The sequence below is a fragment of the Paenibacillus sp. FSL M8-0212 genome (genome assembly GCF_038004645.1).
Lineage (GTDB): Bacteria > Bacillota > Bacilli > Paenibacillales > Paenibacillaceae > Paenibacillus.
In genome coordinates this window covers 2,000,506-2,020,365 of record NZ_JBBORP010000001.1, presented here as the reverse complement: position 1 = coordinate 2,020,365, position 19,860 = coordinate 2,000,506, and the positions used below count along the sequence as shown (strand labels likewise).

The 19,860-nt window shown below is 47.5% G+C and carries 17 protein-coding genes; 9 read left to right on the top strand and 8 right to left on the bottom strand.

Annotated features, from left to right (window positions below):
- Positions 1-216 precede the first annotated feature (216 nt).
- The gene (locus MKX68_RS08895; protein WP_249912974.1) at positions 217-1,044 is read right to left on the bottom strand and encodes an aldo/keto reductase; all 828 of its coding nucleotides are present in this window, start codon (positions 1,042-1,044) and stop codon (positions 217-219) included.
- Between the two features lie 333 nt (positions 1,045-1,377).
- On the opposite strand from MKX68_RS08895, the gene MKX68_RS08890 reads away from it, so the two are divergent.
- From MKX68_RS08890 to MKX68_RS08875, 4 genes are all read left to right on the top strand, one after another.
- Complete coding sequence (locus MKX68_RS08890) at positions 1,378-2,634, top strand: DUF445 domain-containing protein (RefSeq protein ID WP_340910905.1); 1,257 nt, start codon at positions 1,378-1,380, stop codon at positions 2,632-2,634.
- A gap of 379 nt (positions 2,635-3,013) precedes the next feature.
- Complete coding sequence (locus MKX68_RS08885; RefSeq protein WP_017691026.1) at positions 3,014-3,295, top strand: hypothetical protein; 282 nt, start codon at positions 3,014-3,016, stop codon at positions 3,293-3,295.
- A gap of 31 nt (positions 3,296-3,326) precedes the next feature.
- Positions 3,327-4,616, top strand: a complete 1,290-nt coding sequence (locus MKX68_RS08880; protein ID WP_340910901.1) for a lipase family protein — start codon at positions 3,327-3,329, stop codon at positions 4,614-4,616.
- A gap of 56 nt (positions 4,617-4,672) precedes the next feature.
- Positions 4,673-4,945, top strand: coding sequence for a hypothetical protein (locus MKX68_RS08875; protein ID WP_340910899.1), 273 nt, complete (start codon positions 4,673-4,675; stop codon positions 4,943-4,945).
- Between the two features lie 231 nt (positions 4,946-5,176).
- Here MKX68_RS08875 and MKX68_RS08870 read toward each other — a convergent pair whose 3' ends face one another.
- The 4 genes from MKX68_RS08870 to MKX68_RS08855 all read right to left on the bottom strand — a co-directional run bounded on the left by MKX68_RS08870 (position 5,177) and on the right by MKX68_RS08855 (position 9,737).
- Positions 5,177-5,938 carry a YcnI family copper-binding membrane protein gene (locus MKX68_RS08870; protein WP_340910897.1) on the bottom strand — a complete coding sequence of 254 codons (762 nt, stop codon included), beginning with the start codon at positions 5,936-5,938 and terminating at the stop codon, positions 5,177-5,179.
- A 386-nt stretch (positions 5,939-6,324) separates the two neighbouring features.
- The gene (locus tag MKX68_RS08865) at positions 6,325-8,040 is read right to left on the bottom strand and encodes a copper resistance CopC/CopD family protein (protein ID WP_340910895.1); all 1,716 of its coding nucleotides are present in this window, start codon (positions 8,038-8,040) and stop codon (positions 6,325-6,327) included.
- A 208-nt stretch (positions 8,041-8,248) separates the two neighbouring features.
- Positions 8,249-8,905 (bottom strand): response regulator, encoded by a 657-nt coding sequence (locus MKX68_RS08860; protein ID WP_017691021.1) that lies wholly within the window; start codon positions 8,903-8,905, stop codon positions 8,249-8,251.
- 1 nt (position 8,906) lies between these two features.
- On the bottom strand, positions 8,907-9,737 hold the full coding sequence (locus MKX68_RS08855) for a sensor histidine kinase (protein WP_133386954.1): 831 nt from the start codon (positions 9,735-9,737) through the stop codon (positions 8,907-8,909).
- A 305-nt stretch (positions 9,738-10,042) separates the two neighbouring features.
- Here MKX68_RS08855 and MKX68_RS08850 point away from each other — a divergent pair, with 305 nt between their 5' ends.
- Complete coding sequence (locus tag MKX68_RS08850; RefSeq protein ID WP_017691019.1) at positions 10,043-10,210, top strand: hypothetical protein; 168 nt, start codon at positions 10,043-10,045, stop codon at positions 10,208-10,210.
- A 133-nt stretch (positions 10,211-10,343) separates the two neighbouring features.
- Here the strand turns inward: MKX68_RS08850 and MKX68_RS08845 are convergent, their stop codons facing one another.
- From MKX68_RS08845 to MKX68_RS08835, 3 genes are all read right to left on the bottom strand, one after another.
- Positions 10,344-12,176, bottom strand: a complete 1,833-nt coding sequence (locus MKX68_RS08845) for a bifunctional diguanylate cyclase/phosphohydrolase (RefSeq protein ID WP_340910890.1) — start codon at positions 12,174-12,176, stop codon at positions 10,344-10,346.
- Positions 12,177-12,670: 494 nt separating this feature from the next.
- Complete coding sequence (locus MKX68_RS08840) at positions 12,671-13,261, bottom strand: DUF5317 domain-containing protein (protein ID WP_340910887.1); 591 nt, start codon at positions 13,259-13,261, stop codon at positions 12,671-12,673.
- 242 nt (positions 13,262-13,503) lie between these two features.
- Positions 13,504-14,925, bottom strand: a complete 1,422-nt coding sequence (locus MKX68_RS08835) for a hypothetical protein (RefSeq protein WP_340910885.1) — start codon at positions 14,923-14,925, stop codon at positions 13,504-13,506.
- A gap of 276 nt (positions 14,926-15,201) precedes the next feature.
- Between MKX68_RS08835 and MKX68_RS08830 the strand changes: the two genes are divergently transcribed.
- The 4 genes from MKX68_RS08830 to MKX68_RS08815 all read left to right on the top strand — a co-directional run bounded on the left by MKX68_RS08830 (position 15,202) and on the right by MKX68_RS08815 (position 19,818).
- Complete coding sequence (locus tag MKX68_RS08830; RefSeq protein ID WP_017691014.1) at positions 15,202-16,233, top strand: BMP family lipoprotein; 1,032 nt, start codon at positions 15,202-15,204, stop codon at positions 16,231-16,233.
- A gap of 114 nt (positions 16,234-16,347) precedes the next feature.
- Positions 16,348-17,847, top strand: a complete 1,500-nt coding sequence (locus MKX68_RS08825) for an ABC transporter ATP-binding protein (RefSeq protein WP_340910883.1) — start codon at positions 16,348-16,350, stop codon at positions 17,845-17,847.
- Entirely contained in the window at positions 17,844-18,911 is a 1,068-nt protein-coding gene (locus MKX68_RS08820) for an ABC transporter permease (RefSeq protein WP_062837193.1), read from the top strand. Before MKX68_RS08825 ends, MKX68_RS08820 begins: the two co-directional genes overlap by 4 nt.
- On the top strand, positions 18,895-19,818 hold the full coding sequence (locus tag MKX68_RS08815; RefSeq protein WP_076332630.1) for an ABC transporter permease: 924 nt from the start codon (positions 18,895-18,897) through the stop codon (positions 19,816-19,818). The genes MKX68_RS08820 and MKX68_RS08815 overlap by 17 nt, the downstream gene beginning before the upstream one ends.
- The last annotated feature ends 42 nt before the right edge of the window (positions 19,819-19,860 follow it).

Below are 19,860 nucleotides of genomic sequence, written 5' to 3'. Positions count from 1 at the left end.
TCCATATAAGTGCTTGAGTTCGCTTGACACTCGTTAGACAGATGAGGAGATAAAATAGTTCTAAACGGTCAAAAAACTTTTATTCTTTCGGCCCTGAATAGGATAACGAACCTCGCCTCCATTCTTAACAACGAATAGTTTGCCTATAACATCACATACCAAAACACCCGCGCTTCTAAGATCGAAGGCGGGTGTAATCGAATTAATCTGCTTATATTAGAAGTTAAAGTTGTCTGGATCAGAACCAAAGCGTTTGTTCTCGTTCAGGCCGTTAATCTGCTCTAATTCTTCCGAAGTTAACTCAAAATCGTAGAGATCGGCATTCGCGCGAATACGCTCAGGCGTGACGGATTTGGGTATGGTCACGATGCCATTCTGCAGATCCCAGCGCAGAATCACTTGTGCGGGGGACTTGCTGTATTTGGCGGCAATATCCTTCAGCAACGGATGATCCATCAGATGACCTTGTCCGAGCGGAGACCAGGCTTCGATCTGAATCTGATGTTTGTTGCAGTACTCACGAAGCTCTGACTGAATCAATAGTGGGTGAAGCTCCACCTGATTAACTGCTGGTTTGATCGTGGCATCGATCATCAAGTCTTCCAGATGGTGAATCTGGAAGTTGCTCACACCGATCGCCCGGATGCGTCCTTCTTTATGGAGTTTCTCCAGCGCTCGCCATGTATCTTTGTACTTGCCCTTAACCGGCCAGTGGATAAGATAGAGATCCAGATACTCCAGTTCGAGTCGTTCCATGCTTGCTTCGAAGGCAGCCAGCGTGGATTCATATCCCTGATCGCTATTCCATACTTTAGTGGTAATGAACAGATCCTCACGAGCTACTCCAGATTCACGAATACCCTGAGCGACACCTGTTTCGTTGTTATACGCTTTGGCTGTGTCGATGCTGCGATAACCAGCTTGAATGGCTGTTTTGACAGCATGAACGACTTCGTCTCCGTCTTTAACTTTGAATACCCCAAAACCCAGCCATGGCATTTTGACTCCGTTATATAGCGTGGTTGTGTCCTGCACGTGTTTCATGGTCCGAAATTCCTCCTCTTAATTGATTCATTGTTCCACTATGTAATTACCCTGCTGTTCAGCAGCCAATCGATATCGAAGGGCCGTCTTAATTGATTATACTAAAATCTTCCTGGTCTTGGAAAAGGGAGCGATCCATTTTACGAAGTAAACGCCGTTATTATCCTTTTTCTTCAACCAGAGGTTTGGTTTTGACGCTTGTGGGTGATAAGATGAAGTATACGATATATGGAAGTCAAGACTTTGCTATGGAGAGTTTACATAAGAAACGAAGAAGTGCGGAATCGGACTATTCCGGACCGTACGATTTAATCATAAAGGAGAAAGAATACAATGGCTAAACCTAAACAAACCAAAAAAGCAGCTGCTTGGTCTCTCGTAGTAATGGGAGCGGGATTTGCTGCATCCTTGCCGTTCCAGGGCGTTCCCGTGGGCAAGTTGCTGGTAGGATCATTTGAAGCGGGACTCGTGGGTGGACTTGCCGACTGGTTCGCCGTTACCGCACTATTCCGTCACCCGCTGGGTATTCCAATTCCGCATACAGCTTTGTTGCCAAAAAATCGGGATAAAATGACGGAAGGTCTGGTCTCCGCGGTAGAGAATAACTTGCTCAACAAAGACAGCATTACCGAGAAAATTGCAGATTTCAAAGCAGCGGAGACGGTGCTCGATACATTGACACGTGAGCTTCACAGTGACGGGATCAAGATCATGATTGATACGCTCTGCAAACGAATTCTGGCTGGTCTGCCGTTAGAGCAGATTGCTCCTCTCGTAGCACGTGAGATCAAGTCACAGGCGGGCGTCTTTGATCTGGGTCCGATTCTGGAACGAGCTGCCCACCAGATGACAGAGCGGGGTTACGACGCCAAAGCGCTGGACTACGGACTGAAGCAAGCCGAGGAGTGGCTGGTTAAGCCCGAGACAATCATGTTTTTAGGTGAAAGCGGCATGAAAGCCATCAGCGGCATTCAGATGAACGGATTGATGCAGTTTGCGATGAATGCGTTCTTGGGTTATATGAACGAGGAGCGTCTGGGTGGCATTTTACAAGGATATCTCTTCGATCGGGTAGAGGATATGAAACGTGAAGGCAGCGCTCTAAGGTACAAGGTGCTTGATATGGTACGTACCCAGACGGTGCGTCTGGCAATGAGCGAGGCTATGCAAGATGGAATCAACAGTTGGAAGAACAATATGCTGGAGGGCTGGAACGCAGAGGAAACGGTGCTGAACAAACTCACCGAACTGAGAGACAAGGCGCTCGCCGCGATGGAAGATGGACAGTATGTAGATACGTATGCATTGCCTGCCATTGAGCGGGTATTGGTTGATCTGCGGGCAGATGACGAGTTGATGACAGGCATGAATGCCAAGATCGTAAATGGCGTCACAACACTGCTGGAGAAAAATCATTCCAAAATCGGTAAACTGGTACGCGAAAATGTGGACAAAATGGACAATGCCACTTTGGTTTCAATGATTGAGGATAAGGTTGGACAGGATTTGCAATGGATTCGGATCAACGGAGCTGTTACCGGATTTGTTATCGGGATTGCGCTGACTGCGCTGCAAATGGCATTGGCATAACAGTTCAACATGGCAGAAATGAGGGCCGCTCTTTACGAGAGCAGGCTCTTTTTGCCGTGGATGGGAAATACGAAATACTTTAAACATTCATGATGCAAAATTCAGGAAATCGGGTAATATACACGCGAACACGCGTATGAATCATATAGGAAGAAAGATACATAAAAACGATGCTCTCAGCCGATGTGGTCATGTTGATTTTGTACTATGATTCAGTTAACAGAAGCAGAAGGCATGGGTGAATGATCCTGATTCATTGGGTGCACATATACATTGAAATCATAAGAAGAAGGTGATTGGTATGAGGCCAATACAAAAAAAGGTATGTGTATTCTTACTAATTGTGCTATCTATCTTTATTTTGGGAGGCTGTCAGAACATGAAAGAAAGTGAGAAACAGGCACTTTTTCAGGAAGCAGAAGCGAAAGCGGTCAAATATTTCAAAGACAAGTATGAGATGAATGTTGTTATTACCAGCAAGGAGTTGCTACCCGAAATGGCACTGGACTCGATTGCAATGGAAGGGCATGTGGTAGAGCAGGAGGATCAGGAGTTCACTATTTCCTATGACTATAATGATAAAAAAATCAAAAATTTTGGAATGAGCCCTGCAATCAAGGCAGCCATCATTGAGAAAGGCTACGATCCTTTTGCCAAGTAGATTGTATTGAATTTTGGGAGGTGAACATAACATGGGAGATACACCACGAATTGATGATGAAACATACCGTCTGATGTCGGAACTGGCTTACGAAAATGCCAAAGCAGGCACCGAATATGCGAATCTACCAGGATGGCAAGTGCTTGAGGATACCCATGGCAACGGTTATTCCGGGTTTGACGCAGTGACTTTTTACAATCAGGAAACGGGGCAGGCGGTCATTTCTTACCGAGGAACAGAAGGAAGTGCCGGATGGGATCGTAAAGGGCTTGATTTTCTGGCGGATGGTCAGATTGCGATCCCCGAACTGGGCAGAAAAATTGAACAGTCTACCGATTTCACACCCGATTGGTTATCAGGTGGAATCCAAAAGGTAAAAGACGTCACTGGACTGACCCATTTGGATAATGCTGTGGGTGAGCTGGATAGGCAGATTGATAAAAAGCTGAATCCTTTTCCGAATCAAATGTACGAAGCAGAAGACTATGCGAAGGATATGCAGAACAAATACAAGAATTTGGACTTCTCTCTGACAGGGCATTCACTAGGCGGCGGAAATGCTCAGTATGCAGCAGCCCATACGGGAATGACGGCAGTGACCTTTAGTGCGCCATCTGTAATATCCAGCTTGACACCATCACTGAAACGCAAGGCAGAAGAGGGTGGATTCGATAATCAGATCGTAAACTTCGGTCACCCGGGTGACTTTGTTGCCAGTGGATTCTTTGGTGGCTATGATCGTCATGTGGGTTCCATGTATTACATCAACTCTAATTACAAGGACATGAATGACAACATGAGCATGGGGGATAAGATTGGTAACACCTTTGGTGGGAAGGAATACCACGACCTGAAGCAGTATCAGTTCGAGAATGGTTATATTTCCAATGATCTATACGACCCTACCACTGGTGAGAAAATCAATAAAACTCCCCGTGAACCTTCCAATATCATGACGGAGCTTGCGGATATTATGCGTAGCTTTGGTGTGCAGACCAGCAAGATGGTTGCAGGTGTCGGTTCAGTGGGGGGAGCTTCTGGACTAATTCAGGTAACGCCGGAAGAACTGAAAAGTGTCGCTTCACGGTGGAAGCAAAATGCACAACAGTGCAATGCGGAGCTGAATCAGGTGCGAACCCGCATGGCCCAATATCTGCATACAAGCCGCAGTCGCAGACTGGAGCCAATTGTCACCCAATTGGACGCATCCATTCATGAGCTTGGCACATGGCATATGAAACACACCAGCCAGTTCCTGAACTTTATTGATGAGAAGGCGGATGCCTTCCGGCAGGCTGACGAGAGTCCGGTTCATTTATAATTCGGATTTCTGGGTGGCTAGCGTTGATATCACGTACATAGGGGAGGGGAACACGAGTGGGTGGACAATTGCTGGTGGAATTGAATGATCTTCGGATTGCGGAAAAAGAACTGACACAGCTTCTTGCCCGTCTGCAAGCCGATGAGCAAGAAGCGCGGGCGCTATACAGTCGGCTGAACGATTGGAAAGGCCGGTCCGCAGATCATACAAGACAGCAGATTGAAGAGTTTTTTGCGGGCCTGTCCAAACGTATTCAATCCATCGAAATGCAGAAGAAAAGCTTGTTGCAATATATTGAGATTATGATCCAGACGGATCAGGAACGCTAGCTAAAGAGTAGTATGGCTGATGCCATATTGCGGATGGTAATCAGCGTGGATAAGGGTGTGACCGTGGAGCGGCATGATCAGTGCCTTAACCACGGATTGTAAAGAACATGGGTAGCCAATCAAAATGATGATAGCTAAAAAGCCTATGGCACATCGGGTTTGATCCCGTATGCCATAGGCTTCTTTGTTATCTGAATTTTTCTCAAGTTATCGTGAACTGTAAGTTAGTTCTTAACGTTTTTTGCGACGTGTAGCCAACGCAATCCCCAAGAAGGACAAGATCAGGGCCAGAATGGATACAATCAATGTTGCTTGTTGAAGCTTCAGTGTACCCGGATCTGTATCCGTGTTGTTTGGCTCACCTGTAACGGTGTCATTAAGTGCATCGCCCAGCGTGGTGTCATCATTTGCTTTGCTATCGTCGGTAGCTGCATTATCCCCAGTGGTTCCTTCTGTACCTGCACTATCATGTCCGCCACCTGCCGCAGCATTATCAGCAGCAGCCGGATCTTCGCTAATCGTCGTGATACTGTGCGGGTTGGCGTCACTTGGTTGGCCTGTCCATTCTACGATGCTACCATCACTGTAATATTGGAAGGCATCCCAAGCTACTTCAGCTTCCGCCTTAGGGTTCTGTGCAACGAAGTTGAACTGCTGGAATTGTCCTGCCAGAATCCCTTCGTTATCGCCGTCAATCTCCCACGTAATCGATGTAACTTCATTGGAATCGTTCTTCTCGGTGGTGATTTTCCAACCTGCCAGTGGTTGATATTGCTTGAATGCAACACCTTCCGGAACTTTCATGGTGATTTTGGTTGTAGGCAGTTCTTTCTCGGATGGAATCTTAATCGTGTACGTCTGCCATGCGCTTGTCTGTGCAACGGATGGGCTAACGGTAACGTGAGCGCTCGCGAATCCGGCGAATAACATGAATGCTGCGGTACCTGTTGCGATAGTGGATGTTAGTTTGGAAATCCATGATGTTTTCTTCAAAATAAATAACCCCTCTCAGTTCTTATCATATATGATGCGGCCCATTTTCTTAAATGAGTGTCTACGTTCTGCAAAGGCACCGTTCGGTTACGAATGGTCTTTCGAGTGATTAAAAGCAGGTTACACTTGCTACTTCGATGACAGAATAACCTTCCGATCGCTGTTATCCCCAGATTTTTTGATTCCCTTTTCTTAAAAGGTAAAATCCGGGGATAAAGGCGAACGCTTCGCTTCATCACGCTATTTCTGCCCTCTCCGTTCTCGTGTAGATCAGAAAGCTTTTAGCTTCGCTTCTCCAGAATCAATTTCGTTCCCTTCACTACATTTGCAGTTTGTAGAAACACTAATTTTAGATTGGGTCACTTTTCAATTTGATCTTTGTGTAACTATGGCTTGGCGGTGTCGATCTCAAATTCGGCATCCAGTGCATCCAACGTTTTGGTCAGAAGATGTACCTTGATATTCCAACGTCCAGGCATGGAGATGTAATCTTCAGCCTTGTACACACCGGTGTCGTTTTTCGGAATGGTAATCTCATAGATCCCCATATCCATGTCCAGATGTGTGAGTGACAGTGTGATCTGTTCCAGATCGTTAACGATACTTCCATCTGCTCGTTTCACATCGACTTCAAATTGGTTCTCTCCCGTTACATTGGGACTCACCTGAAGTGTGATCGCCGAGCCATCTTCTGTAGTCTTTGTCTCCTGATACGGTCCGACCGCAGCCGGTTGTCCTGGAGACAGGTGTGTCAGTACGGCAGCAAGAGCGAGAATCACAGCACCAGTAGCAAGCTCGGCTTTCAGGCTGCCGGATAATCTGCTCCCCGTTGCTGCTCTTGCTAATCTGGCATGACGCCATGCAAAGAGAACCATCACAATCAGCAGAACGATCTTGCCGATCAGGACAAGGCCATAGGCTGTAGTGAACAAGGAGGTCAGCACAGGTGCTGGTAGAATAATCAGACTGCTGTATATTCCTGTAGCGACCAGAGCGGCTACGGCGCCAATCCCCCAGGCGGTAAACCTGCGAATGGCAGTCCAGTAGACTTCTCCTCGTACCTTCGAAGGTAGCTTGTCGGCGAGTGGAGGCAGACATATCGCCATGGCGGTTAGTGCACCAATCCAGAAGGCTGCCCCGATCAGATGCACGAAGTCCATGGCAATCGCGAGAGCTCGTTGATCCGCCGCAGCTGGATGTCCCGTCATGGCATGAGTGAACAGCCATCCAAGCACGAGCACGAGTGACCCGTAAGAAGACCAGATGCGAGCACGGATGGATCGATCGCGATCATATCCGGAGAGAATCGTGACGGCCAGCAGCATTACAATGAGTATCTGTAACATCCAGATCTGACCAAAGGATGTCAGCTTGAGCGCACTTCCGATTAGTCCCCAGCTTAGCTCACCCAGAGCCACACCAGATTCATATAACGTATTTAGTGGCAGGCTGACCAGAGCGGCAAAGGAAGCAGCAGCATAGCTGATCCATAACAATCTGTAGCTGCCCGGAACGTCCATAGGTTCTCTTGTCATGGATGTCGGTGCAATTCGTAGCAGCAAGAATGCCAGTGTCCCCAGAATAACAGACAGCCCGAGATACTGAATCCAGTCTGTCAGGGATACGATCCATTTCAGCGGCCCGCCTGTTGAACCGGAACCGGATGTTAGATCACTTAGCCCAGCAGGCGATCCGGAAGGTTCACCGATATGAAAAACATATGCCCCTTGAATTGGGTGCCCATCGGCAGACACAGCTTTCCAGTTAACGGCATAAGTCCCGTTCCCGAGTCCAGCCCGCAGGCCAGTCTCCAGAATATGAGGGCGATCCACATCAATCTGAACTTTTCCATCGTCTGCTTGAGTACCGTCAGGACCGGTAATTTTGATATCATAAAAAGCCGTCTGCAAGGATTCGTTGAACTCCAGCGTCAGCCGTTCCGGAGCAGCTACGAGGATCTCATTTTCTCCTGGCGAAGCCTTAACAATATAAGCATGGGCAGATGCCCACTGTGGCATAACAAGGCAGCACACGAGCAACAGACAGGTGACCAATGCCCAGTGCCGTTTGCCCCAATTCAGGGTAAAGCGTGTAAAAATCAAAAAATCATCACCCTCAGGTTATAGATTTGTAGTCATTCATGGTCATTTAAACACAATCTAACCCATTATAACTTTGTCCAAAATGACTGCGTATGACTACATTGGGCTATAAAAAAACGATTTGGTCTACATAATTGTGACAAAAGCATGAATGCTATGTCATTTCTCACCTATGTCTGAGGCATCTGTGAATCCGAAGCAACAATGTTTATTTGCGAAGTTTACGTCCTGCAAGCCCGCTCTCTAGCGCATAGCGGGTGAGTTGTACCCGGTTTTCAAGCTGGAGCTTCTGCAAAATGTTTTTGAGATGATTCTTCACCGTCTGGTCTGAAATACCGAGTTGATCGGCGATCTCTCGATTGGTATATCCCGCGGATACCCATTGCAGAATCTCAAGTTCCCGCGCTGTTAGCGGGTTATCTTGCACATCTTCACTGCGTGGTGCGGGAAACTCCTGCAAAATCCGGTAGGCCAGTTCCTTACTGAGCGGTGCATCGTCACTGACGATGGCGCGCAGGTATTCAAGCCAGGTGGAAGGCGTTAGATTTTTGAGCAAATAGCCTTGAGCGCCTTGTTTCAATGCTTCGAACAGAAAGGTCACATCATCCGATACAGTCACCATAACAACAATAACATAAGGGAATCGCAGCTTGATCTGACGGGTGGCTTCCAGCCCATCCATGTCCGGCATCTGCACGTCCATCAGGATTAGGTCAGGCATCCATTGCCCGGTGAGCTCCAGCGCTTCCTGTCCATTCGAAGCTGTACCAATCACTTCAAACAGGCTGTCCTCGGATAAAATGCTACAGATCGCTTCACGCGCATGCGCATGATCATCAACCACCAGTACACGTACATGTTCCATATTAAGCATGCTCCTTTCCTATCGTCATTCGTGTATGCCCCGGTCTTGAATCGAGGGTAAAAGACCATCCCATCTCGGCAGCACGCTCCTTTGTAATTCGCAGTCCGTACCGATCCTTCAGATGAATAGGATCTCCACTTAGTCCATTCCCATTATCCTGAATATAAATGAACCAAGCAATTGGGTTACCTTCCGCATGAACCTGAACGCGGGTAGCCTGCGCATGTTTGCGTACATTCAGTAGTCCCTCCCGGATACAGGCGAGCAGTTCCACTTGTTCCTTGGCAGAGAACGTTACACCCCTGAGGTCCCAATGAATCTGTGCACCAGGTACCGTTTCCTTGACGAGCACTTCGACCTGCGCATGCAGTGAAATAATCTCGGGTGCCACCGTAGAGGAGGGAACAAAACGCAACTGGGCAATAGCTTGCCTTACATATGTATTGACTTCATGCACGGTTTTTTGAATCTCCTGGATCTCATGCTCATGTCCGCTCCCTGCCAGACTACGGCCTGCTTTATCGGTCTTCACTGACAGCAGGAAAAGAGACTGAGATATGCCGTCGTGAAGTTCCCGTGCCAATTGGTCACGAGCTTCCAGCGCTGCTTTCGCCGCACGTTCCTGCTCCAGAGCAGCCCTGGCACCTTCGAGCATGTGGAACAATCGGCTGAGCAGTGTCACGCTGACGAGGTAAACGATAAGGGGTGTTAACCAGTTTCCTGCATCCATCGATAGGTATGGCATCAGAAACTGATGGCGAATGTATTCCCAAATGCCAACCGTGAATGTGGGGATCAGCAGAATCATCCATTTGATTTGTTTATAGGACATGAATGCAGAACTCCTTTGATCTAGGATTAGCTTAATTAGGTACTTTATTTATACAGGGATGGGACCATTATAACGCAAGGTTGTCCAAGACCCTAGTCTGTGTCTTTGGGGAATGCTGGGGAGGATCAGGGAGTATTTAGAAGGATATCTAAGAACGATAAGGGGTGAAATGTTGTCACGCTAGGTGAGGGTTGGTGTGACCAGCTGAGGAAGGCTGAGTCCGTTTTCCCTATCGGAGAAGGTCCTCTATACTTAATATAGAACGTGAATTCATTACAAAACATGTTAAGGAGTGACGCAACAACATGAGTCAAGAAGTATTGGAACGTCGCAGTGAATTGCTCAAAAAGAACATTCATCAGATGCTTGTTCAAGACAATCAGCACGGTATCAGTCGCCAAGACAACATGTTTTTGCAGCAGATGATTAAAGAGCTGCATCAGACCTCACATGAGCTGAATACCAAATCTTAATGTAGAATCTGCACGAGAATGAAGTTGTCTGGTGTACGATTCATTCCATGAAAATGAAAATGGCGCTATCTCCGATCAGACCGGGGATAGCGCTTTTACTTTTTCTGGGCTTATAGAAGAAGCTCTGTTTATTTTACTGCAACTGTTGCTGAGCGGTTCTTTTCTCAATATATTGAATGAACAACTCGGCAAGCTCCGGATCGAACTGTGAACCCGAACATGAGCGTAGCTCCCGAATCGCTTCTTCCACGTTCTTGGTTTCCTGATACGGCCGCTCTGTCGTCATGGCGTCAAAGGAGTCAATCACGGTCAGCATGCGGCAGAGCCGGGGAATCTCGTTACCCTTCAGTCCGTAAGGATAGCCCTTGCCATCATAACGCTCGTGGTGAAGTTCAATGTACGGAATCAGATCGGCGAAGCGATCGTTTGTGATCACCATTTTTTTGCCCCAGGTGACATGTCCTTTGATCGTTTCCCATTCTTCTGCGGTGAGCTTGTCCTTTTTGTTCAGAATGGACCAGGGAATCTCCAGTTTTCCGATGTCATGAATCAGTGCTCCCAGCACGAAACGACGCTTTTCCGCATTGTCCAGTGCGAGCAATTCACTGATATCCAGTGCATATTTGTAGACCCGTTTGGAATGTTTAAACGTATCCATATCCTTGTATCTGAACAGATTAAGCTGCTGCTCGATGTCTCGAACGTCCTGTACCAGATCAATCTCGTGTTCCATGCCATCATTGCTTCCGTGACGGTGCACATTGTTTTTGCCCTGTTTCTTCGCATAATACAGTGCTTTATCCGCCTGATCTACGAGCTGGGATTTGTTATACATGTCCACCTGATAGGGGGCGACGCCACCCGAGAAGGAGAGACAACCGTGTGGAAACACTTCAACGCCTTCAAACGGCGTGTCGTTTAGTTGTTTGCGCAGCTTATTCATAAACTTGTAGGATTCGTCCAATTCCATGCCTGGCATGAGCAGAGTGAACTCTTCCCCTCCATAACGAAAGGCGGTAACGGGTGTGCCTTCCGTCTTTCGCATCAGAAAATCCCCCAGCAGGGCCAGCAGACTGTCGCCTTGAAGGTGGCCAAACCGATCGTTATACTTTTTGAAATCATCGATATCAATAAGTCCCAGACAGAGTGGTGTTCCTTGCGTACGAGCGGTAGTGAGTTCATTTTCCAGCATACTTTCAAAATAACTATGGTTGAACAGACCTGTACGTTGATCCGTGTTAGCTTTCTCCTCAATAGTCTGATACATGACAAACAACTGCTTGAATGCATGAGAGAGCAGAATACTGAGGCTTAGATACAACAACAGACCGAGTACGCCATTGTGTACAACCAGAATCGTCAGGACAAGCGCCAGAATCAGCGTACATAAATAAACCAGCAGGGATTCGGTAACGAATGCCCGCTTCATCTGCTGTAATGCATCCTTCGTTGAGAAATGAAAGAATAAGCCAAGCGTGATCGTGTTGATGATGAAGTAGGCTGCGAGTGCTGCAAAATAAGGAATCAGATTATAGCCGTCCAAAGTTCCCGATTGCCCGCCAGTCCAATCAAACACAGCAGCTGCTCCCGTAATCATGAGACTGTAGATGCTGAAATTGACAATGTGTTTCCACCAGGTGAGCTTGCGGTCTTTAATTAACAGGATGATGGAGACAGGAAGCAGGACAGATAAACTGAAAGCTCCGCCAAACATGAATATACAGGCAAGGTATACCGATGAATCCATGGATTGCTGATTGCCTTTGGGTGGAATCTGGAACGTGAAATAATCCAGAATTAACGCCGCACCCAGCATGGTGTAGACCATGACCCAATCCGCCGTGGTTAGATGAAGGTAAGACCACTTGTTCATGTACAGAAAAACACCGATCCCGGTACAACTAAGCAAAATAACATACAGACTGCTTCGATCTGCCTTATGGATAAGGTTACGAATAAAGTTCATAAAAAATCTCCTGCTTGGGTTTAGTCTACTCTTGATGTGTATATAAATTGAACTGATAGGTATTAACACTTACACTTCGATGACAGAACAACCTTCCGATCGCTGTTATCCCCAGATTTTTTGATTTCTTTTCCAAAAGGGAAAATCCCGGGATAAAGGCGAACGCTTCGCTTCTTCAGGTTATTTCTGTCCTCTCCGTTTTCGTGTAAATGTTCAGTTCAATATATAATTGGTGTTCTTGTATAGGGGTATACTATATAGATGTATAACATAACAAGTTGCCTGGCAAAAATCCAGAAAGAAAAAACAGGCCGCTGGCAGCCTGTTTGTCTTGTTTGGCGGTATGGATACTAGCCGCCCAGCTTGTATCCCGAAGTTAATGCTACAACGACAGAAGCCACGATGATTGCGTTGATGACAATGCGGGAATATTTCACACCTTCAAATTTTTTCATGGAGAAGACCTCCCTTCCTTGGAGTCTACCTGGTTCTCATTAAGCCTGATGAGTTTTAGCAGGTTGCACAGCCTTTTTGTCCCGATTCACCATCATGTACTGGATAAAAAGGAATATGCCCACGTTCATGACTACGTCACCGATGCTGATGACTTGAGTCCGTGGATAAGGGCTGGAGAGTGGGATGATATCACCGAGAAAAGGCAAACGTGTAGACGCATCCATCATAAAATGCTTTGATACGGCGCCGCCTTCCCGGAGCATGTCTACATAGTAGGGTCCCAGTACAGCAGAAGCTACTACAGAAACTGGCATTCGCCCACCATTTACAGCCATAACGGCAAAATTGAGAAATACCCCAATCCAGATGAGCATGAAACCGGTGTGGTGTCTGTTAAGCCACAGGAAAGCGAGCCCTGTAATGTAGACGGCAGCAAAGAGATATCCATTAATGGACGCCACCCATTCGAATCGTTCCTGGAGGTAGAAAATAAAGAACTGGATTAGCAACAATACAGGGAAAATCCAGCCACTTCGCAGCTTGAGTGCTGCAAACTGGTTGAGCCCATGCCGCAACCCGCCCCGAAAAAATCCAACGATCAATCCTAGTAGAATACCGTCATATACCATGGAGTAACTCCTGTTCGTGCGGAGATATGCAATATGATTGCGTGTTTGTGTACATAAAGGATTCGACCTTATATTGGTAATTCCTGCATGAGAAAAATGATTTTTTAGAAGAAATTTGCAAAATGCTGAACAAAAAACCGCCTTTACGAATCCAGGGGTCGAAATCCCTTTAAAATTCGGTAAAGACGGAGGTTTATAATGGCAAAATACGAGCTTTAATTCGGTTGGAGTTGGAACTTATCTTATTCGGAACCACCGTTCAGATAATTGAAGAAAGGCTGGTCCACCCAGAAGTCATATGTCGTGATATCCGCATCAGGTGCCAGTTTCAGGAAACCTTCCCGAATGGCTTTGGCATTTTCTTTCAGCGAGAAGGACTGAGCATAGTAATTGCCAAGCGCGATCTTATTATTGGAAATGACCGGATAGTTGGCTAATGCAGTTGGTGAGTAATAAAGTGGTTGCCACCAGGAACTGAGAATCAATGGCGATGTACTGTCACTGTTCTTCTTGGCATATTTCAGCACAATGTCGTTGAAGCGAACTTTGTCTGCCACATTGTTGAACTCGAACTGAATATCATATTCCTTCGCAGAAGCAATATAGTTGCCGTTCTCGATCTGTGTCACTTTATAGTCTGGCGTTTCCTTCGGCTCGCCCCATTCCTTCAAATAAATGAAGGCAGATGTCTTCGGCTGGAATTGTACATCGGCGTCAATGCCTTCGCTACGCAGCAAACCAACCAACTGTACAGCATGTTGGATATTATCGTGGCCGTAGGTAAGTGTCAGTTCATCGATAAAGTTGGAATCAAAGCGGCTATCCTTCAGGTTGTAACCTGTTACGAGATCATCTCGCAGGGCCTGATCCACAATCTTTCTCAGCTCAGGTGATTCGATCAGATCCGCTGTGCGATATGCAGCATACAGTTTGGAATAGATGTCCGCATCGCCAGAACGCCCAATCTCATGTTTGTATTTCCCTTGGCTGACTAGCACGCGTCCAAGCAAAGTATTAGCAAAATCTTTACTTGCCACGCCACCCTTAAGGAGAGCAGGGTAAAGGCTCTCGGGAATCAGGCCTGTATCAATCGCTGCAGCCAGTTCCTGTGCGGCTTGTCCCTGAACACGGTTCGGGCTAATGCCAACTTTGGCAAGTGCTTTGGCCGTTTTCTCTGTGGGATATGTATAAGCGAGTTCCTTGAATCCGGCTGCTTTCACCGCGATGAAGACGGCGGCATAAGTGCTCAGTTGATCCTTGGCACGTACTTCTGTACCCGTAAGAACCCCATTATTGTATAAGGATACGGCAGCATCATAGGAAGAATCACCAGAAGACAGATCGGTAAAGACAGGAGTTTTGGCTTCACTGTCACTTGTTTGAGTTGCTTCCGTGATGGCTGCAATGGCTTGAATGAAATCACCTTTGGTAATCTGTTGCGGCAATTGAACGTTGTATTTCGCTTGCAAGAATTGAGCAAAATCCGCTGCGCTTTCCGTGTAAGCAACTGGAGCCTGAGCTACCGGTCCTTTGACACTTTGTGAGGTGGTTGGTTTAGCCGGAGTTGCAGATACTGCAGAAGCAGAAGCGGGCAAGCTAAGGCTGCCGAGTGTTACCGGAGCGGCGAGTAGGGCCGCCAACGTGATCTGGGTGATCTTTTTCAAATGAATAGCCTCCTTAAGATGGGTTGGAAAATGATCAGCTTTGGGTTATAATTCTGACAATTCCTATCAGAATAGAATAATTGGATTGACTTTAGCACGGAGACGCGCTGGATGTCAACGAAAAAAAGCTTGATACAGAGCGGTTTCCAAAGCTTGGTAGAAAGCGAGTTGTCAATTATATTCTATTTGAGTGTATACGCTCAAAGATTTATTGACAAGGATCGACAGTATCCGCTAGGATAAGAAAAAAGAATGTTGAAAAGGGGTATTTTCAAAATGAAAAGAGGTTTATCGTTCGTCTTATCGATCATCATGTTGGCTATTTTGTTGGCAGCTTGTGGGAATTCGGCTTCCAAAGACGAACAATCCGCCCAAGGCAGTGATTCGGAGAAATCTCTTCGGATGGCCCTCGTACTTCCCGAAAAAATAGGGGTTAACCCTTTCTTTGTACAGATGGATGAAGGCTTCAAAAAAGCAGGCGAAGAATTCAAAGTAGACACCAAGACGATTGAATCGACAGATCCGGCAGCATTTGAACAAAATCTGCGTGCTGCGGTTGCCGAGAATTATGATCTGATTATTACAGCCACTTTCCAGGCAGAAGATGCATTGAAGAAAGTTGCTGCAGAAAATCCGGACAAGTCCTTTGCAATTGTAGATACAACAGTGGATCTGCCTAACGTACGTAGCGTTGGTTTCCGTGAATATGAAGGGGCGTATCTGCTTGGTGCAGCTGCTGGATTGTCCACCAAAACAGACAAAGTCGGCATGATCGCAGCAATGGATGTACCATTGATCAAGAAATATACGGAAGGTTTCAAAGCAGGATTGGAATCCGTGAATCCGGACGCAGAATTCCTCGTGAACTATGTAGGTGGATTTAATGACCCGGCCAAAGCAAAAGAATTGGCGCTGGTACAATTCGGCAAAGGCGCTGACTTTATCGCTGGCGCATCCGCTGTAGGTGACCTTGGTGTGTTCGAAGCAGCAAAAGAAAAAGGCTTCTACACTTCCGGTCAGGATACGGACCGTACCGTTGAAGATCCGGAACATATCGTATTGTCTCAATTGAAATCAACCGATACGGTTGCTTATGAGACTGTGAAAGATTTTGTAGAAGGCAACTTCAAAGCAGGCGCTGTTAACTACGGTTTGAAAGAAGACGGTGTGGGCCTGACTTACGTTACACGTGATAGCGAATCTCCGCTGAATGCTTTTGTTGGACAAGAAGTGATCGACAAGGTTAAAGCAATCAAAGATGATATCGTATCCGGCAAAATCGTAGTCAAAGATCCATTGCAACAATAATTTTGATTGTTCTTTTCAATGAATGAGTGATGGAATTGATCAGCCGGCTGCCCGATCAGGCAGCCGGTTTTGCTGCTATTAAATGACCGAGACCGAGAGGAGCGAACGCGAGATATGCTGTTGGAGATGGAGCAGATTACGAAGAAATACGGCGGCTTCACCGCTAACCGTGACATCCGTTTTAATTTGCGTGAGGGAGAGATTCATGCCCTTGTCGGTGAGAACGGAGCCGGTAAAACAACCTTGATGCGTATGCTGTACGGTATGGAACAGCCTACGTCAGGCACAATCAAAGTCCGTGGACGTGAGGTAAGCTTTGCTACGCCTTCCCAGGCGATGGCAAGTGGTATCGGCATGGTGCACCAGCATTTCATGCTGTTCCCTTCCTTTACGGTGGCGGAGAACATCGTGATCGGACGTGAACCGGCTAAGGCAGGCGCATTTGACCGCAAAAAAGCAGCGGCTCAGGTAAATGAGCTGGGCAGACAATATGGCATGCCGGTTGACCCGTGGAAAAAAGTGTCTGAGTGCCCGCTTGGCATGCAGCAGCGTGTTGAAATTCTCAAGGTGCTGCATCAGGGCGCAGACATCATTATATTGGATGAACCTTCGGCGGTACTGACACCGCTTGAAGTGAAGGAACTGCTGGCGAATATGAAATCTCTCGCCAAGCTGGGCAAAACCTTTGTACTGATCACGCACAAGCTGCAAGAAGTCATGGATGTAGCCGACCGGATCACGGTACTTCGGGATGGTCAGGTGACAGGTACGTTGGAAGCGAAGGATACACATGTGGAGGAATTGTCGCGTCTGATGGTTGGTCGTGAACTTGTGCGTATGGACAAGCAGCCATCGGTTCCAGCGGAAGCTGTTCTTCAGGTGGAAGGGGTCAATCTGTCCGGGGCCAAGGATCGTTCGGCGCTCAAGGAAATCCATATGGAGGTTCGAAAAGGTGAGGTTGTTGGTATAGCCGGTATCTCTGGTAACGGCCAGTCTGAATTGATACAAGTGATTGCGGGACTCCGTAAGGCTGACAGTGGTCGTGTCTTGCTCTCCGGGCAGGATACAACGAACTGGCCTGTACGGCGCATAAGGGAGCATGGACTTGCTCATATCCCGGAAGATCGTTATATGTGGGGAGCGGCCAAGGATGCGAGTGTTCGCGAGAACGGGCTGATGGGACATCATCATCGTTTGCAGTCACGGGGCATTATCAAAGCTAAAGCAGCAAAAACGATGGTAGAGAGTTGGATCAAACAGTTCAGCATCAAGACGGGTTCTGCGGAGACCAAGGCACAGTTTCTGTCCGGAGGAAACTTGCAGAAGTTGATTGCTGCCCGTGAATTTGCACAAGATACACCGTTTCTGATTGCAGCCGAACCGACCCGTGGTGTGGATATCGGAGCGATGGAGACGATCCATGCCGAATTGCTGCGCAAACGCAGTGAGGGTGCGGGTATTCTGCTCGTTTCATCAGAGTTGTCCGAAATTTTGCAATTATCTGATCGCATTATTGTCATGTATGAAGGAGAAATTGCCGGAGAATTGAGAGCAGAGGAAGCAACTGAGGAACAGATCAGCTTGTTAATGGCAGGAGGGAAAGAGCGGATATGAATCGGGTAAAAGAAACACTTCGCGGACTCGTACAGCCGCTGCTTGCCGTATTCATCGGTCTGCTTGCAGGGGCTGTGGCGATTCTGATCGTTGGCGGTAATGTGGTGGATACGTATGCGGAGATGTGGAAAGGGGCCTTCGGCAACTTCTACTTCTTCACCAATACGTTGGCTCGTTCCACACCAATCATCTTGGCGGGACTTGGCGTAGCATTGGCATTCCGTGCCGGATTTTTCAATATGGGAGCCGAAGGCCAGATGATTCTTGGCGGGCTCAGTGCGGCGCTCACGGCGCTTTATCTGCCAGGCCCAGGCTGGTTTGTGTGTATTGCTGCGATTGTGGCTGGTATTGTTGCCGGTGGAATCTGGTCCCTGTTTGCAGGTTGGCTGGATGCTCGGTTTGGCATGAACTTGTTGATCACAACCTTACTACTTAACTATATTGCCATTTATTTTGGTGGCTACATGGTCTCCTATCCATTTAAGGATCGGACTGGATCAGCAGCGATGGCGCAGACACCCATGATTGATCAGAGTATCTGGTTGCCGAAGTTGTTCCAAGGTATGGGGCTACATGCTGGCTTCATTATTGCCATCGTAGCGGCTATTCTGATCTACTGGTTCACCCACAAAACGGTGACTGGTTACGAGATCCGCATGCTCGGAAGTAACCCGTCCTTTGCAACCTACGGTGGTGTTCGCCGCATTCGCATGATGATGTTGTCCATGGTCATTAGTGGTGGACTTGCTGGACTGGCAGGTGCGGGAGAAGTGCTCGGTACACAGTACCGTTTCCTTGATGGCTCATTGTCATCGGCAAGTTACGCATGGAGCGGTATTATGGCAACGCTGCTTGCCCGCTCGCATCCACTCGGTACAGCTGTGGCAGCTATTTTGCTGGCTGCGTTACAGACAGGTGCCATGGGGATGGAACGGAATACGGATGTGCCGCTGGAAGTTGGCAGTGTCATTCAGGCTGTATTGACGTTATTTGTATCAGCTCAGATCGGTTATTCATTCCTGAAGCGGAGAAAGGAGAAAAAGTCCAATGCAACAACTGTTTGATGCAGCCATGTTTGGCTCAACCTTGCGGATTATGACTCCAATCCTGCTTGCAGCGCTCGGTGGGGCTTTATGTTCCCGTGTCGGTCTGTTCAACGTGGGTCTCGAGGGACTGGTTTTGATCGGTGCGTTCTCCGCCATTGTTGGTAATTATCTGTTTGGCAATGTGCTGTTGGCTGTACTCTTTTCCATTATTATTGTGATGTTATTCTCGGCGCTCTTTGCCTTTATAAGTATTAATCTCAAGGCTAACGCCATCGTGGTCGGGATCTCGCTCAACTTCCTGGCTGCGGGGGTGACGACCTTTGCACTGCGTGCGATTTTTGATGTAAAAGGTGCATACTACGACAAAGACATGGTGGGACTTCCCAAATGGGATATTCCGCTAATCAAGGACATCCCGTGGGTGGGCGATGTATTATCGGGACATAGTCCCCTGGTCTACCTCGGCATTGTGCTCGTGATTGGACTGCAATTTTATCTGTTCAAAAGTGTATCCGGCTTCCGCCTGCGCTCCGTTGGTGAGAACCCGATTGCAGCACAGAGCATTGGGATCAAGGTGCGTGGCATCCAGTATGGTGCCGTTCTGATGTGCGGCGTATTGTGTGCCCTGGCTGGAGCACAGTTGTCGCTTGGTCAGGTGACGATGTTTACCGAAGGTATGACCGCGGGTCGTGGTTTTATCGCACTGGTCGCAACGATGCTGGGACAAGCGAACCCGCTGGGCGTCATGGGCTCCAGTGTGCTATTCGGCTTCATGGAAGCATTGAGTATTCGTCTGCAAGGATTCTCCTTGCCAACCCATTTCACGTTGATGCTGCCGTATATTGTGACGCTAGTCGCGATGTTCTTTTTCAAAGACCGTACCTATGCACAGGATGCACTGAAAGCGGGCGGAAGCTCGCGTTAATTCCTGAATGTCTATGTTAGAGGCAGAAGAAGAAGGAGGAAA

What these genes read in the sequence shown, in the direction of transcription:
- MKX68_RS08895 (WP_249912974.1), bottom strand. Translation starts at nt 1,044, where the DNA reads ATGAAACACGTGCAGGACACAACCACGCTATATAACGGAGTCAAAATG.
- MKX68_RS08890 (WP_340910905.1), top strand. Translation starts at nt 1,378, where the DNA reads ATGGCTAAACCTAAACAAACCAAAAAAGCAGCTGCTTGGTCTCTCGTA.
- MKX68_RS08885 (WP_017691026.1), top strand. Translation starts at nt 3,014, where the DNA reads ATGAAAGAAAGTGAGAAACAGGCACTTTTTCAGGAAGCAGAAGCGAAA.
- MKX68_RS08880 (WP_340910901.1), top strand. Translation starts at nt 3,327, where the DNA reads ATGGGAGATACACCACGAATTGATGATGAAACATACCGTCTGATGTCG.
- MKX68_RS08860 (WP_017691021.1), bottom strand. Translation starts at nt 8,905, where the DNA reads ATGGAACATGTACGTGTACTGGTGGTTGATGATCATGCGCATGCGCGT.
- MKX68_RS08855 (WP_133386954.1), bottom strand. Translation starts at nt 9,737, where the DNA reads ATGTCCTATAAACAAATCAAATGGATGATTCTGCTGATCCCCACATTC.
- MKX68_RS08850 (WP_017691019.1), top strand. Translation starts at nt 10,043, where the DNA reads ATGAGTCAAGAAGTATTGGAACGTCGCAGTGAATTGCTCAAAAAGAAC.
- MKX68_RS08845 (WP_340910890.1), bottom strand. Translation starts at nt 12,176, where the DNA reads ATGAACTTTATTCGTAACCTTATCCATAAGGCAGATCGAAGCAGTCTG.
- MKX68_RS08840 (WP_340910887.1), bottom strand. Translation starts at nt 13,261, where the DNA reads ATGGTATATGACGGTATTCTACTAGGATTGATCGTTGGATTTTTTCGG.
- MKX68_RS08830 (WP_017691014.1), top strand. Translation starts at nt 15,202, where the DNA reads ATGAAAAGAGGTTTATCGTTCGTCTTATCGATCATCATGTTGGCTATT.
- MKX68_RS08825 (WP_340910883.1), top strand. Translation starts at nt 16,348, where the DNA reads ATGCTGTTGGAGATGGAGCAGATTACGAAGAAATACGGCGGCTTCACC.
- MKX68_RS08820 (WP_062837193.1), top strand. Translation starts at nt 17,844, where the DNA reads ATGAATCGGGTAAAAGAAACACTTCGCGGACTCGTACAGCCGCTGCTT.
- MKX68_RS08815 (WP_076332630.1), top strand. Translation starts at nt 18,895, where the DNA reads ATGCAACAACTGTTTGATGCAGCCATGTTTGGCTCAACCTTGCGGATT.